This is a genomic window from Myxococcus sp. MH1 (genome assembly GCF_059738865.1).
Window position 1 is genome coordinate 9,839,349 of record NZ_AP026947.1, and the last position, 13,735, is coordinate 9,853,083.

Consider the following 13,735-nt stretch of genomic DNA (forward strand, 5'->3'; position numbering starts at 1 on the left):
GGCCAGGGCGTTCGAGCAGACCGCTCGAGGATGCGCGTCGCTAGTGCGTGGCCGCCGCGGTGGCACCACCGTCCGAGGGCGCCACCGTCATCACCGCGAAGTTGATGTTGTTGTAGCCCGCCGTGGCGCAGCTGAACATCACCCGCTTGATGATGGCGTACTCCACATCCTTGTGCGCCTGGATGTTGATGTCGCCCTTGAACGTGTTGGCGTCGTCGTTCGCCATCGCGTGCAGGTCCTCGAACTGCTTCTTCATGTCCCGCAGCTTCTCCTCCAGCGCGGGGATGTTGAGGTACTCGTCCTTGGAGAAGTCCTCCACGCGTCCGACGATGGTGCCGGAGACGCTGACCTGGTCGCCGGAGACCATGACGACGGGGTGCATCTCCACCTCGGCGACGTTCACCGCCTCGGGCAGCTGGATGTCCTTGGTCATCATCAGCACCTCACCCGTCGCGGAGAAGTTCGCGATGAGGAAGAGCACGATGATGACGAACATGTCGACCAGCGGCGTGATGAGGAGGTCGGCGTAGCCGCTGCGCTTGCCGTGCGCGCCGTGTCCGAACACCTTGGAGTGCTGGAGGCGCTTGCCGTACCGCTTGCCTGGAACCTTGATGGCCATGACTGGGTGTGGCTCCGTGCTCGGCTAGCCCATCGCCGCGGACACCGACACCTGGGGCAACCCAGAGCCGATGCACTCGTCGATGATGCGGACCAGGTCCTCGTAGCGGACCTTGTCCTCGGGCTGAAGGGTGATGGCCGTCTGGTCCGGCAGCTGCGCCTTCAACTCCTTGAAGCGCGCCACCAGCTTGGACAGGTCCGTCTTCCCCTTGCCGTCCTTGGTGAGGGGGATGGGGTCGAACGTGCTCTGGTCCGCCGACAGCCGAAGCTCCGTCGGGGTGATGAGCAGCGTCAACTGAACCGTCTTGGTCTCCGTCGGGGGCGGCTCCTCCTCCGTGGAGGGACCTCCCGCCTGGGACACCTGGAGACGACCGATCTGGGTCCAGACGGCCGTCATGATGAGGAAGCTGATGGTCACTGCCATCAGATCGATGAAAGCGGTCAGGTTGATGGCGGTATCGAGCGGCTTCTTGCCGCCCTTGCCACCTTGACCTGTGTCCATTCCGCCGGCCATGGCGTTCTCCTCCTAAGGCCCCGCGCGGTGAGGCGCGGCAAGAGACTGAAAGGGGCGCGCCGCACGTCCCCACTCATGGGGACAGGACAGCGCGCCCGGGTCGCGGGTTCCCGAGCGGGAGGCCCGACTCAGTCGTCGTGGTGGTCCCGAGCGGCGGGGACGTTCAGGTTCTTGAACTTGTCCTTGTTCGCCACGATGAGGTTGAGCACGGAGACGCTGGTCTCGTTGATGTCGTTGACCAGCGACTGGGTGCGACCCATCAGCACGGAGAAGGCGATGAGGCAGGGAATCGCCGTCACCAGCCCGAAGCCCGTGCAGTTCATGGCCTCGGAGATGCCGTTGGCGAGAATGGTCGCCTTGTCGGCCGGGTTCACGTTGGCCACGGCCTCGAAGCAGGAGATGAGACCCGACACGGTGCCGAGCAGACCGGCGAGCATCGCCGCGTTGCCGAGCATCGCGAGGTAGCCGGAGCGGGCCTCCAGGCGGGGCGTCTCGCGCAGGGTGGCCTCGTCGAGCGCCGCCTGCACTTCGTCCTGGCCCTTCGGGACGTTCATCAGACCGGCCTTGATGACGCTGGTCAGCGGCGTGGACTTCTGCCCCGCCACGTAGTTGATGGCCTTGTCCAGGTCACCCGCGTAGATGTGCTTCTTGAGGCCGCGCAGGAAGGCTTCCTTGTTGATGGAGGCCTTGCCGAACAGCACGATGGTGCGCTCGACCATGATGGACAGCGCCACCACGAGACACGCGGCGATGGGGTACATACCCCACTGACCGGCCTCCCAGCGCTTGGCAATCTCTTCGAAGAAGCCCCGCTCGGGGCCCCCCGCGTTGGCGAGCACGGCCAGATTCGTCAAAAACCCCAGGTTCATCGCGTCTTGCCTCCACGGCGGCTCGGCCCGGCGCTCCGGACCTTCCAGAACCTGTCGCCCCCCCGGGCGTGCGCCCCAGTGATTGGGCGGCAGGAATGGATGTTGAAAACGGTGGTGCCGACTTTAGGAATGGCTGTCTGGGGTGTCAAGGCAGGGGGCCCGGCGTTAAGTGCTGAAATCTCACAGGAATTTTGCGCTGGAGTACCCCTTGCCAGCATGGACTCCAGGCAGCAATGCGGGCCATTTCCGGGGGCTTCCCAAGAACGGGCGGTTGTGTCTGCGGGCGCTTGGGCGCCTGGGGGCCGCGTGGTAATGCCGGCGCCATGGCGAGGAAGCGCATTGGCGAGCTGCTCCTGGAGCAGCGGGCGATCAGCGTCGCGCAGCTCGAGGCGGGGCTTTCGGCCCATCGGAAATCGGGCCAGCGGTTGGGAGCCACACTCATCGCGCAGGGGGCGATCACCGAGGCGACGCTCGCGGGGGCGCTGAGCCAGGCCCTGGGGATGCCGCAGGTGGACCTGGCGGCGGTGACTCCCGAGTGGGCGGCGGTGCACATGCTGCGCGCCAGGTTCTGCGAGCAGCACGACCTGTTCCCCATCGCGTTGGAGAGCGTGGGCGGGCGCCGTCAGCTCGTGGTCGCGATGAGTGATCCACTCAACGTGCCGGCGGTGGAGGAGATCGAGTTCACCACGGGACTGAAGGTCAGCGTGCGCGTGGCGGCGCTGTCGGCCGTGCGTGGCGCCATCCTGCGCTACTACCACAAGGTGCCGGTGGCGACCGCGAGCGGCACGGCGGCGGCGACCCCGCCCCGGCCCGCCCCCACGGCGCGTCCGCGTCCGGCGGTGCCCGCGAAGCCCGCGCCGGTCGCGCCCGAGGAGGATGACGAGGAGGTCATCGTCGGCGAGGAGCTTCCTCCGGGTGAGACGACGCAGCGCACGTCGCTGGCGGAGTTGATCCGCACGCGAGAGGAGCAGCGCAAGCAGAAGCGCGAGCAGTCCGCGGCGAAGCCCAAGCCCGCCTCGGGCGGCGGCGTGCTCGATGATCTGGACTATCTGTTCGGCCAGGCGCGCGAGGACCCGGACCGCGTCGAGGAGTTGGAGCGGAAGTTCTGGGCGCTGATGCGCATCATGGCGCGCAAGGGCCTGCTCACGAACGAGGAGTTCAGCCGCGAGCTGGACGACGAGGACAAGCCGCAGGAAGGCTGAGCCTCGTCGTCGTTCCGGGGTGCTGGCGCGGGTGTCGCGACAGCACTCATCCGCACCTCGCGGGGCTGCCCTCGAGACGCCGACATCCCGCATCGAGGGCGACGTGCGTGTCGGGAAGCGCGGCGGGCTCGAAACGACTGCGGTATCACGTGAGCCTCGAAGCGCGGCGCCACGGCCGGTCCTCCCTCGACTCCCTGCAGGATTGGCGACGTGTCTTTCGCGGGCATGCGTGGCGCGGCGGGCTCGGTCGTCCGCCGGCTGTCCGGGGCGCCCGCGACACAAGTGTCACCGCGGCTGAAACCGACTTCGGGGCCCGCGCGTAAGGGAACAGAACCCCCGCGCGTCGCGGCGTCACCGGAAGAGGTCTGCGCCATGTCGTCCACCTTCGTCGTCACCTCGCATCGCGCTTCAGCGAGCGCCTCGCGGAGCCTGTGGTTATGCATGGCGTTCGCGGTGTTCGCGGCGTGCACCCAGGCGAGCGGCGCGGCCTCGGGAGGCGGCGCGCTCGAGTCGGGGACGCTCGCGGTGACGAAGGACACCCGCCGCTACGAGAAGCCCTCGGATGCGGAGCTGCGCCGCACGCTCTCCCCTGTCGCGTACCAGGTGACGCAGGAGTCGGCGACCGAGCCACCGTTCCGCAACGCGTACTGGAACCACCACGAAGAGGGGCTCTACGTCGACGTCGTCACCGGAGAGCCGCTGTTCTCCTCGCGCGACAAGTTCGACTCGGGCACGGGCTGGCCCAGCTTCACCAAGCCCGTGGACACCGCCCGCGTCGTCGAGAAGCGCGACGAGAGCCTGGGCATGGTGCGCGTCGAGGTCCGCTCGAAGGCCGGCGACTCGCACCTGGGACACCTGTTCGATGACGGCCCGCGCCCCTCGGGGCAGCGCTACTGCATCAACTCCGCGTCGCTGCGCTTCGTGTCCGTGAACGATTTGGAGAAGCAGGGGTACGGCGAGTGGCTCGCGCTGTTCGGTCGCAAGCCCACGAGCGCCGCGTCGCCGAAGGTCGACGTGGGCAAGGCGCTGGCCGCGTCCGGTGTCACCGAGACGGCGCTGCTCGCGGGTGGCTGCTTCTGGGGGATGGAGGACCTGCTGCGCAAGATTCCGGGCGTGCTCCAGACGGACGTCGGCTACACGGGGGGCTCGCTGGAGCGGCCCACGTATCAAGACGTGAGCACGGGCAGGACGGGACACGCCGAGTCGGTGCGCGTGGTGTTCGACCCCAAGGTGCTCAGCTACGAGACGCTGCTGGAGCAGTGGTTCTTCCGCATGCACGACCCGACGACGCTCAACCGCCAGGGCAATGACGTGGGCACGCAGTACCGCTCCGCCCTCTTCGTGCTCTCCGACAGGCAGTGGCAGGTGGCCGAGGCCGTGAAGGCCCGCGTCGATGCCTCCGGGAAGTGGAAGCGCCCCGTCGTCACGCAAATCGTCCGCGCCGGTGAGTTCACCCCCGCCGAGGCCTACCACCAGGACTACCTGGTGAAGAATCCAGGCGGATACACCTGCCATTACATGAGGGACTGAGAAACCCCGCGCCCTCGAGGCCGCTCGTACGCCCCAGAGATGGGGAAAGCGTGAGAGCACTTCGCGACTCAGGCTGGATGTTTCATGACCCGCCGAGCAGGCGAAGCGAGGTGGGTGTGAGTGCGGCTATGCTGGGTGGATGATCTGCCCAGTCTGCGCGCGACTTCGCGACGGGGCATCGGGGGAGTCATGCCAGGAATGTGGCAACGCCCTCGTGCCCGTCACCGAGCCGCACTTCGAGGCCCTCGTCAAGACGACGCTGTGGCGACACATCGCGTCCTGGCGCGACGGCGCGCTCATCGATGAGTCGACCGCGCTGCGGCTCGAAGGAACGCTGACGCCGGTCATCGCCGAGCCCGCGGTCGTCACCGCGCCGGAAGTCGTCCCCGTCGAGCCCGTCGCGCCGCCGCTGGACCCCGCCGCGCGCGTGGAGGCCTGGGCGGACGGTGTCGCCGCGTCGGTGCGAGGCGCGGAGGGTTGGACGTGGGGATGGGCCGGAGCGCTCGCGCGCTCGTTGGACAACGCGGCGAAGGAGGAGCGTGAGCAGGCCGCTCGCCGCAAGCACGGGGACCGCGACGCGAGCGAGGACGACCTGGGCTCCGCGCTGGGCTCGGGACAGTCGCTCTTCGCGCGGGATGCCTCTGGAGCGCTGGGCGGCGGGCTGGAGGCGATGGTAGCGCTGGATGCGGAGCCCGCGAGCTCGGCCCGGCTCAATGATTTCATCTGGTGGTTCCTCGGCGCGGTGCTGGTGCTGGGCGGCTCGCTCATGGGCGTGCGCGAGGCCTGGCAGGCGTTGGGCGGCGTGCCCCGGCAGCTCCTCGTGACGGGCGCGCTGTGGGGCTACCACGCGGCCTTCATCGGGCTGGGGGTGTTCCTGTCACGCCGCTCGTTGCCCGTGGGCCGCGTGCTGTCGGGCATCGGGCTCGCGCTGCTGCCCGTGGCCTTCATCGCGATGTCCTCGCTCGTGGGCCTGTCGCTGACGGTGGGCATTCCCGTGGCGCTCGGAGTCACGGCCATTGGACTGGTGCCGCTGCGCTCCGCGGGCCGGTTGCTGTACGGGACGTCCGCGTCGGCGCTCGCGCTGGCCCTGTTCCCGTCGCTGCTCGCGGGACTGCCGTTGATGGGGCTCGACGATGCGCCGTGGGCGCGTGTGCTCTGCGCGTCGGTGGGTGTGGTGGCCCTGGGTGCCACGCTGTGGCGAGGGCGGGCCGCGAAGGACGCGAGCACGGTGCTGGTGTCCGCCTGCGCCGCGCTCTATGGCGCGCTCTGGCTGGCGGTGTTCGCCGTGGCGAGCGCGCCCTCGGGCTTCGACGCGATGGAGCCGGGCGGCGCGCTGTTCGCGGGCATGACGCTCTGGACGCAGGGGCTCGCCACGGTGCTCGCGCTGGCCGCGACCACGGAGTTCGCGCGCGGGACGCATCCGCGACTGAGCGCGGTGGTCGAGACGGTGGCACACGCGGTGCTGTCCGCCGGGGCGCTCGCGGGCGCGCTGGGTGCGTTCACCCTGGGCGCCGGAGATGATGTTCAGGTCGCCGCCGCATCGGCGCTCGCGCCCGTGGTGGCCGCGGGAGTCTTCTTCCTGCTCGAGTCGCGACGTCGGGCCCTGGTCCATCCCGCGGTCATGGCCACGCTGCTGGCGGGTGTGCTGGTGGCGCGTGTCGTGGCGCCCACGGATGCGGGCTGGTGGGTGTTCGGCGGCGCCGTGGCCGCGTCCGGGTTGATGTTCGCTTCACGCAGGTTCGCGGCGGCGATGCTGAGCATCAAGCTGCTGACGTGGAGCCTGGTCGCCACGGTGGCGTCGATGCCGCTGGTAGCGCGCTTCGAGGGCGAGAGCACGCCGTGGCCGCGCGTCCTGACGGGGCTGTGCATCGCCCTGGTCGCGCATGTCACGGGCGGCTGGCGCTGGCGCGCACTGCATTACCTGGGAGGCCTGGCCGCGCTCTTCGGCGCGCTGGCCTTCGTGGATGGAACCCCGGAGCTGACGGGAGAGTGGAGCCGACTGGCGGTCTTCTCGCTGCTGGCCACGCTTTACGGCGTCGTGGGGCACGTGCAGCTCGCGTGGGCGAAGCCGGCGGCTCCGCGCGACGCGTTGTTGCCGCTGGATGACCTCTCGATGGTGCTGGCCTCGGCGGGCGTGGTGCTGTCCGTCGCCGTCTCGCCGGTGGTCCCCGAGCTGCTCTCGGGACTGCCTGGCACGGCGTGGCTCGCGCTGCCCACGGCGTGGGCGTCCGCGTGGTTGCTCCTGCGAGCGCGGCGGGATGAAACCCGGCTGGTCACCCTCCTGGCGGCGCTGGGTGTCTCGCTCGTCGTGTCGCAGGTGCTGGGGACCACGTGGGACTTCCAGTCGGCGCGGGCGGCGCTCGTCGCCGCGTCCGTGGCGTTCGGCTTCGCCGTCTTCGCGGCCCTGCGTCCTCGCGTGCCCGTGGTGACCGACGGGACGCCGCCCGTGCGCGGCTTCTGGGGACGGAAGGTGTTCGACCTGGTCCCCCTCCCCCTGGGAGCGCGAGGGCTGTCGCTCTACACGGACGGCTTCGCGACGGTGGCGCTGGCCCAGGCCATCATCGCGACCCTCACGTTGGCCCACTGGCTGACGCTGCCCTCCGACGCGGAGCGCGCGCTGTGCCTGCTCGCGGGAGGGATGCTCGCCGCGGTGGCGCTGCTGGCCTTCGTGTCGCGTGGGTTCGTGGACTGGCAGCTGCGCGGCACGGTGGTGGCGCTGGCGGCGATGGGTGGCTTCATCGCGCTGACGGCCATCATCAACCGCGCGGGTCGTCCGTTGCCTCCGGACATCGTGGCGATGCGCCATCCGCTCGTCGGAATCGCGCTGTGGGGTATTGCGCTGGCGACGCGGCGCTTCGGGCCGTGGGTGGCGGCGCGACTGGAGAAGCCCTCTCACGGGCCGCACTACCATCTGGTGCCCCACGCGGGCGTGCTGGCGCTGGTGTTCGTCCTGCTCAAGGGCGCGGTGCTCGTCGGCCTGCCGGACCCGTCTCGCGCGCTGGGCATCATCCCGCCGCTGATGGTGCTGGGCGCGGCGATGCTGATGTTGTTGCTCGCGCGCTCGTTCCGCTCGGTGCCGCTGGCGAACGTGGGGCTGTACCTGGGGATTCCAGGGGCTGCGCTCTGGGCGGCACGGCAGTCGCTGCTGGGGCCGTCGCTCGTGTCGCTGGCGCCACCGGATGGACAGTGGGTGCGAGCGGGCGCGGAGGGCTACCACTGGCTCCAGGAAGGCGCGTGGCTTTCGCCCGGGGACACGCTGTTCCTGCTGTGGCAGCGCGCGTTCGTGGGCATCGCGGCCGTGGGGCTCGTCTACGCCGCGGCCTCGATTCGTGGGCTGCCCGAGTCCTTCCGGCACCTGCTGCACCGTCGCGCGGTCACCACGGTGGTGCTCGTCAGTCTGGCGGCGCTCTTCCAGCCCGGGCTGACGGCGGCGGGGCTGGTCTTCGCCACGGGCGTGGTGCTGTTCGTCGGCGGGGCACGGACGAAGGGGCGCGGCGTCCTGGGAGTGAGCGTCCTCTTGCTGGTGCACGCCGCGGCGCATCGCGTGCCCATCCTCGAGGCGTGGCCGGGTCCGGTGCTCGCGCTGGTGGGGCTGCTGGTGGTGACGGTGGGGCCGTGGGTGGTGGCGCGGCGTGGGATGCCCGAGGGACCGGCACGAGTCCGCATCCAGCAGGCCATGATGGTCTACCTGGCGGCCGGTGGGCTGTACGCGCTGGCGGTGAACGGTGACACGTCGCCGACGTTCGCGGCGCTCAACCTCCTGGGAGAGGTGCTCATCGGCCTGGGGGGGACGTGGATGGTGTCACCGGCCTTCGCGGTGACGCTGGCGCTGTCCTCGGCGGCGGTGATGGTGGCGGCGCTCCGCTGGAAGGGTTCGTTCGCGTCACTCGTCGCGGCGATGGCGACGGGGATGATGGGGGCCACGGTGGTGGCCTCGGTGATGACGTTCTTCACCATCCGCGCGAGCCTGTCGGGCCCCTGGCTTCGCTATGACGACCTGTTCTCGGCGCATGGCGCGGCGCTGGCGCTCGCGGCCGCGGGAGCGGTGGCGGCGATGCAGGCGGCGCAGCGGTGGGCGCGGACGCGGCGGCTGGACATCGCGGGCGGGATGACGTGGGGGCGCGACGGGTGGCTGGTGACGAGCGGGCTGATGCTCACGCTCTTCGCCGTGGTGGGGCAGCCGTCCGACGAGGCGCTGAGGCTGGCCATCGCGGCCATCGGCCTGTCGGTGCTGGTGGCGCTGCACTGCGCCTGGGTGGAGCACACGGGGCGGCACGTGTACTTCGTGCAGCTCGCGGTGGTGGGCGTGTACGCGATGGTGCGGGCGCTGTACGCCTCCGGGCTTCGGGCCGAGCACGACGCGCTCTTCGCGCTGGCGCTGGGCTTCGTGTTGGTGGGCGTGACGGTGATGGCGCGGCGCGCGGGGGTGAAGCCGGTGGAGGCGGCGACGCGCAGGTTCGCGGCGCTCTTGCCCATCGGCATGGCGCTGGTGTTGCCGGGCGAGGCGACGCGGGAGGCGGCGCTGCTCGCGGGAGGCTCGGGCCTGTTGTACGCGGCGCTGGGGGCGGTGGAGCGCAGTCGGATGTTCGGTGCCTTCGCGGCGGCGGCGTGCAACCTGGCGCTGCTCATCGCGGCGCTGGCCTTCGGACTGGAGGGGCTGGAGATCTACCTGGCGCCGCTGGGGTTGTTGCTGCTGATGCTGGGGCAGCTCTTCACGGAGAGCCTGCCGCACGCGGCGCGCAACACGGTGCGCATCCTGGGCGGGATGCTCCTGTACGTGCCGGCCGCGTCGAAGCTGGCGATGAGCGTGGGCCAGTCGCCGGACGGGACGTATGCGCTCGTCTTCGGAGGCGTGTGCCTGTTGGGCGTCGTGGTGGGCATGGCGCTGCAGATTCGTGCGTACCTGGCGCTGGGCACGCTGTTCCTCACGCTGGACGTGGTGGCGAACCTGCTCGACGCGGGCCTGAGGGACCATCGCATCGGCTTCCTGGTGATGACGCTCGCGGGCCTCACGCTCATCGGCGGTCGCATCCTGACGACGATGAAGCGTCAGGAGTGGGAGCTGCTGGTGCGCAAGGTCCGCGTGGAGCTGCGCGGCTGGGACTGAGCAAAGGCGGCCGCTGTCACTCCACGGGCAGCGGCAGTCGCACCGAGAACGTCGTGCCCGCGCCCACGGTGCTCTCCACCGTGAGCCGGCCACCGTGGTTCTCCACGATGCCCTGGCAGATGGACAACCCCAGCCCCGTGCCCTTCCCTTCCGGCTTCGTCGTGAAGAAGGGCTCGAAGATGCGCTGCAGGTGCTTCGGGTCGATGCCCGTGCCCGTGTCGCGCACCGACACCACCGCCTCCTGACCTTCGCGCCGCGTCGAGAGCATCACCGAGCCGCCCGGCGGCATCGCGTGACACGCGTTGGTGATGAGGTTGACGAACACCTGCACCAGGTTCGCCCGCACCGCCGACAGCGGCGGCAGCTCCGAGTACTCCCGGTGCACGCTCACCCGCGCCTGCCCCACCACGTGCTCACAGAAGCCCACCGCCATGTCCACCACGGCGTTGAGCTGCACCCGCTCCGGCCGGTCCTGCGCCGGCCGCGCATAGCTGACCAAATCGCGCGTGAAGCGCAGGATGCGATGGCTGCTCTCCAAAATCTTCCGCAGCTTCTCCTGGTCCGCCGGGTTCGCACCCGGCGTCGTCCGCGAGCGCTGCAACAGCGCGTCCGCGTACGTGGCCACCGCCGTCATCGGGTTGTTGATTTCATGCACCACGCTGGCCGCGAGCTGCCCAATCGACGCGAGCTTCTCCGCGTGGATGATGCGCTTCTCCAGCTCCTTCACCACCGTGATGTCCTGCCCGATGGCGATGACCCCCTCCACCTCGCCGTGGTGCGCCAGCATCGACGACGTGGCGAAGGACACCCGCACCTCGTGGCCCTCGCGTGACAACAGCCGCGTCTCGAAGCTGTTCACCGACTCGCCGCGAATCGCCGCCGCGATGACCTGCGACAGCCGCAGGTGCTCGCTCTCCGGCACCAGCCAGAAGATGTCCTTGCCCAGCACGTCTTCCTTCCGGAAGCCCGTGAGCGCGCTCAGCGCCTGGTTGAACACCACCACCTGCTTGTCCCGGTTGGCGACGAGGATGAGCGCGTTCGCCTTCTCCAGCAGGTCCTCCAGGTACTTGCGCACGAACGTCAGCTCGTCGATGAGCTTCGCGTTCTTCACCGCCACCGCCACCTGGCTGGCCAGCTGCAACAGCACGCGCTCGTCGTGCTGGACGTCCGCGTCCAGTCCCTCCGGGTACTCCATGTTGATGGCGCCGAAGAGCTGCCCGCTCGCCACCAGCGGCGCGCTCACGCCGTGCGTGCTCCCGACGAAGAGCAGCGGCACCTCGCCCAGCACCGTCACCCGCCCCGGCGGCAGCGCCGCGCGCCCCAGGTTCAGCTTCTCCACCGCGCGCTGCAGCAACACCAGCGGCTCGTGCGCGCCCTCCTTCAGCCGGCCCTCCGCGTAGAGCGACGTCAGCCCGCCCGTGCGCGAGTCGGTGATTCGGATGCAGAACGAGCGCCCGGGGAACAGCTCCTTCACCCCGCGCGCCACCGCGGCCACCAGCTCCTCCTCGCCTCCCGCCTCCGCCACGCTGCGGCCCAGGTCCAGCAGCACGCCCTCCGTGCGCGCCTGCTCGAGCAGCGCCCGCTCCGCCACCACCAGCCGGTTGCGCGCCAGCTCCGGGTCGTTCCTCGCCCGCACGGCGACCACGTCACCCCGCCTGGACAGCGTCACCACCGCGCCCGGCTTCCCGGCGAACGGCAGCTCCACGTCGCAGCTCGAGTTGTCCACCGGCACGCCCACCGACGACAGCGTGCGCGCGACGTCCTCCACCGTGACGTGGTGGTCCGCGCAGAAGCGGTGGAAGGCCTCGTTGACCGCCAAGAGCCGCAGCGTGGGGTCACACAGCGCCACGGGCGCGTCGAGCGCCTCGAAGAACGCCTGGAAGGACTCGGGCCCTGGGCCGCTGGGGATGCGCATGGCTCGGGTCTCAGTCTTCATGGGAGGTCGCCTTGTCCAGGTCGAGAATCTGCTGCTCCCCCATGTAGGCCTTGGTCTCGTAGCGGGTGATCTTCCCAATCTTCCGGACGATCTCCGCCATGCGCTCCGCCTCGCGGTAGATGATGTCCACCGGCTTCCAGGCGAAGTCTTCTTCCTTCAGCTTGCGCTTGAGCAGCTCCGCGTACCCCATGACCGAGGTCAGCGGCTGATTGAGCTCGTGCGCCGCGGTGCCGGCGAGCGCGACGATGACGGCGCTCTTCTCGCTCTCCTCCAGCCGCGTCTCCGCGTCGGACAGCTTGCGCTCCAGCTTCATCCGGTCGCGCATGTCCGTGAAGATGCCGACGCTGAACGCCTCGCGCCCGCCCTCGTACACGATGGACGCCGTCATGTTCACCGGCACCCGCTCACCGGTGCGGTGCACCAGGTCCTCGCGCGTCAGCGACATGCGGCCCTTGCCGCCGTGCTCCGCCCCCCTGAGCGTGGCCATGATTCGCCGCGCCACGCCGGGCGGATAGAGCTGCTCCACGGTGAGGTTCGCCATCGCCTCCTGCGCGGTGTAGCCGCACAGCGCCTCCGCGCCCTTGTTGAAGAGGATGATGCGCCCCTTCAGGTCCGCGGCGATGATGGCGTCCACCGACGAGTCGATGAGCCGCTCCAGGAAGTCCTTCGTCTGGCGCAGCTCGTCCTCCAGCCGCCGCGCGTCGGTGACGTCGCGGAACGACAGGATGGTGGCCGCGTCCTCGTCTCGCAGCGGCGCCGCCGACATCGACAGCGTCAGCTTGCGCCCCGTGGCCGTGCACACCTCCACGTCCACGCCCGAGCGCGCCTCGCCGCGCGACGCCGCCGTCACCAGCTCCATCAGCACGCCGTCGTCCACCGGCTGCGTCACCTGGTGCAGGTGCCGCCCCCGGGCCTCGGGCGCCGGATAGTCCAGCATCGCCGCGCCGGAGGGGTTGAGCGACAGCACGCTCGCCTTGTCGTCGAGGATGGCCACCCCCTCGCTGACGTGCGCGAAGAAGAGCTGGTAGGGCTTGAAGGACGCCGCCTGCTCCTCGGCCGCCAGGCGCGCGGTCTTCTCCGCCTCCGTCTGCCCGCGCACCAGCTGGAGCACCGACGCGTTGCGCAGCGCCACCGCCGTGGCGTGCGCCACCGTGGTGAGGAAGTCGATTTCGCGAGGCGTGAACGTCCGCCGCCGTCCCGCCGCGCGCAGCAGCAGCACGCCCCGCACCTCGCCTCGGATGGGCAGGGGCAGCGCGGCGATGGCGTGGATGCCCCGGGCCGCCACCGCGCGCCGCTCCACGTCGCCGAGCAGCGGATGCGTGGGCGCCTCCTCCATCACCACCGGGCGACCGGTGCGCACCACCTCGCGAATCTCCGGGTAGCGCGACAGCTCGATGCGCAAATCCTTGAGCGCCGGGTCATCGCTCGCCGCGACGATGACGCCCTCGTCCGCGTTGCGGCCGAGCATCACCAGCGTGGCGCGCGCGATGTCCAGCTTCTCCGCCAGACGCCGGGTGACGCCGTGCAGGAGCGCCTCCACGTCCGACGTCTCGGCGTAGTCGGCCGTCAGCTCCAACAGGAGCGACAAGTCCTCCTGGCCGCGCTCCTGGGCCTCGCGCTCCAGGTGTCGTCCGGCGGCGCGCTGGAGGCGGAAGATGAGCTCGTGCGCGGCCACCGGCACCGTGAGCACGTCCGCGGGGCGCAGCGGCTCGGCGGCGGCGAAGCCCCGCTCGGTGGGCTCCACCAGGGCCACCAGGGTGACGTGCGAAGCGCGCGGTGAGTCGAGCAGGGCCTGGAGGTCCGGGCCACCGCCCAGCGCGGTGAGGTCCACCAGCACCAGGGCGGCGCCCTCCATGCCATCCACCACGCGCAGGCCGGCGCGCGCGGCGGACGCGGCCAGGAGCTCCCGCGCGGGCGAGGCCGGAGGCACCAGCGTGATGCCAAGAGCGAATTCCAACG

At 70.4% G+C, this 13,735-nt stretch carries 8 protein-coding genes; 3 read left to right on the top strand and 5 right to left on the bottom strand.

Translation table 11 applies throughout. The features are described 5' to 3' along the window. Nucleotides 1–40 precede the first annotated feature (40 nt). From AC6JA9_RS38950 to AC6JA9_RS38960, 3 genes are all read right to left on the bottom strand, one after another. Nucleotides 41–619 carry an ExbD/TolR family protein gene (locus AC6JA9_RS38950; protein ID WP_141327011.1) on the bottom strand — a complete coding sequence of 193 codons (579 nt, stop codon included), beginning with the start codon at nucleotides 617–619 and terminating at the stop codon, nucleotides 41–43. A 24-nt stretch (nucleotides 620–643) separates the two neighbouring features. Beyond that, nucleotides 644–1,132, bottom strand: coding sequence for an ExbD/TolR family protein (locus tag AC6JA9_RS38955; protein WP_046716648.1), 489 nt, complete (start codon nucleotides 1,130–1,132; stop codon nucleotides 644–646). Between the two features lie 128 nt (nucleotides 1,133–1,260). Then, the gene (locus tag AC6JA9_RS38960; protein ID WP_046716649.1) at nucleotides 1,261–2,001 is read right to left on the bottom strand and encodes a MotA/TolQ/ExbB proton channel family protein; all 741 of its coding nucleotides are present in this window, start codon (nucleotides 1,999–2,001) and stop codon (nucleotides 1,261–1,263) included. Nucleotides 2,002–2,324: 323 nt separating this feature from the next. Here AC6JA9_RS38960 and AC6JA9_RS38965 point away from each other — a divergent pair, with 323 nt between their 5' ends. From AC6JA9_RS38965 to AC6JA9_RS38975, 3 genes are all read left to right on the top strand, one after another. Continuing rightward, nucleotides 2,325–3,203, top strand: a complete 879-nt coding sequence (locus AC6JA9_RS38965; protein ID WP_497958652.1) for a GspE/PulE/PilB domain-containing protein — start codon at nucleotides 2,325–2,327, stop codon at nucleotides 3,201–3,203. 441 nt (nucleotides 3,204–3,644) lie between these two features. Continuing rightward, nucleotides 3,645–4,733, top strand: coding sequence for a bifunctional methionine sulfoxide reductase B/A protein (locus AC6JA9_RS38970; protein ID WP_497958653.1), 1,089 nt, complete (start codon nucleotides 3,645–3,647; stop codon nucleotides 4,731–4,733). Nucleotides 4,734–4,947: 214 nt separating this feature from the next. Further along, nucleotides 4,948–9,840, top strand: a complete 4,893-nt coding sequence (locus AC6JA9_RS38975; protein WP_497958654.1) for a hypothetical protein — start codon at nucleotides 4,948–4,950, stop codon at nucleotides 9,838–9,840. Nucleotides 9,841–9,856: 16 nt separating this feature from the next. Here AC6JA9_RS38975 and AC6JA9_RS38980 read toward each other — a convergent pair whose 3' ends face one another. Further along, nucleotides 9,857–11,755 (bottom strand): ATP-binding protein, encoded by a 1,899-nt coding sequence (locus AC6JA9_RS38980; RefSeq protein WP_473569865.1) that lies wholly within the window; start codon nucleotides 11,753–11,755, stop codon nucleotides 9,857–9,859. A gap of 10 nt (nucleotides 11,756–11,765) precedes the next feature. Further along, nucleotides 11,766–13,631: a PAS domain S-box protein gene (locus AC6JA9_RS38985; RefSeq protein ID WP_255653490.1), complete on the bottom strand. Its 1,866-nt coding sequence runs from the start codon at nucleotides 13,629–13,631 to the stop codon at nucleotides 11,766–11,768. Between the last annotated feature and the right edge of the window lie 104 nt (nucleotides 13,632–13,735).

Bases quoted from the DNA above. Each gene is read 5' to 3' on its own strand.
- AC6JA9_RS38950 (WP_141327011.1), bottom strand. From the start codon at position 619: ATGGCCATCAAGGTTCCAGGCAAGCGGTACGGCAAGCGCCTCCAGCAC.
- AC6JA9_RS38970 (WP_497958653.1), top strand. From the start codon at position 3,645: ATGGCGTTCGCGGTGTTCGCGGCGTGCACCCAGGCGAGCGGCGCGGCC.
- AC6JA9_RS38985 (WP_255653490.1), bottom strand. From the start codon at position 13,631: ATGGAGGGCGCCGCCCTGGTGCTGGTGGACCTCACCGCGCTGGGCGGT.
- AC6JA9_RS38980 (WP_473569865.1), bottom strand. From the start codon at position 11,755: ATGCGCATCCCCAGCGGCCCAGGGCCCGAGTCCTTCCAGGCGTTCTTC.
- AC6JA9_RS38960 (WP_046716649.1), bottom strand. From the start codon at position 2,001: ATGAACCTGGGGTTTTTGACGAATCTGGCCGTGCTCGCCAACGCGGGG.
- AC6JA9_RS38955 (WP_046716648.1), bottom strand. From the start codon at position 1,132: ATGGCCGGCGGAATGGACACAGGTCAAGGTGGCAAGGGCGGCAAGAAG.
- AC6JA9_RS38965 (WP_497958652.1), top strand. From the start codon at position 2,325: ATGGCGAGGAAGCGCATTGGCGAGCTGCTCCTGGAGCAGCGGGCGATC.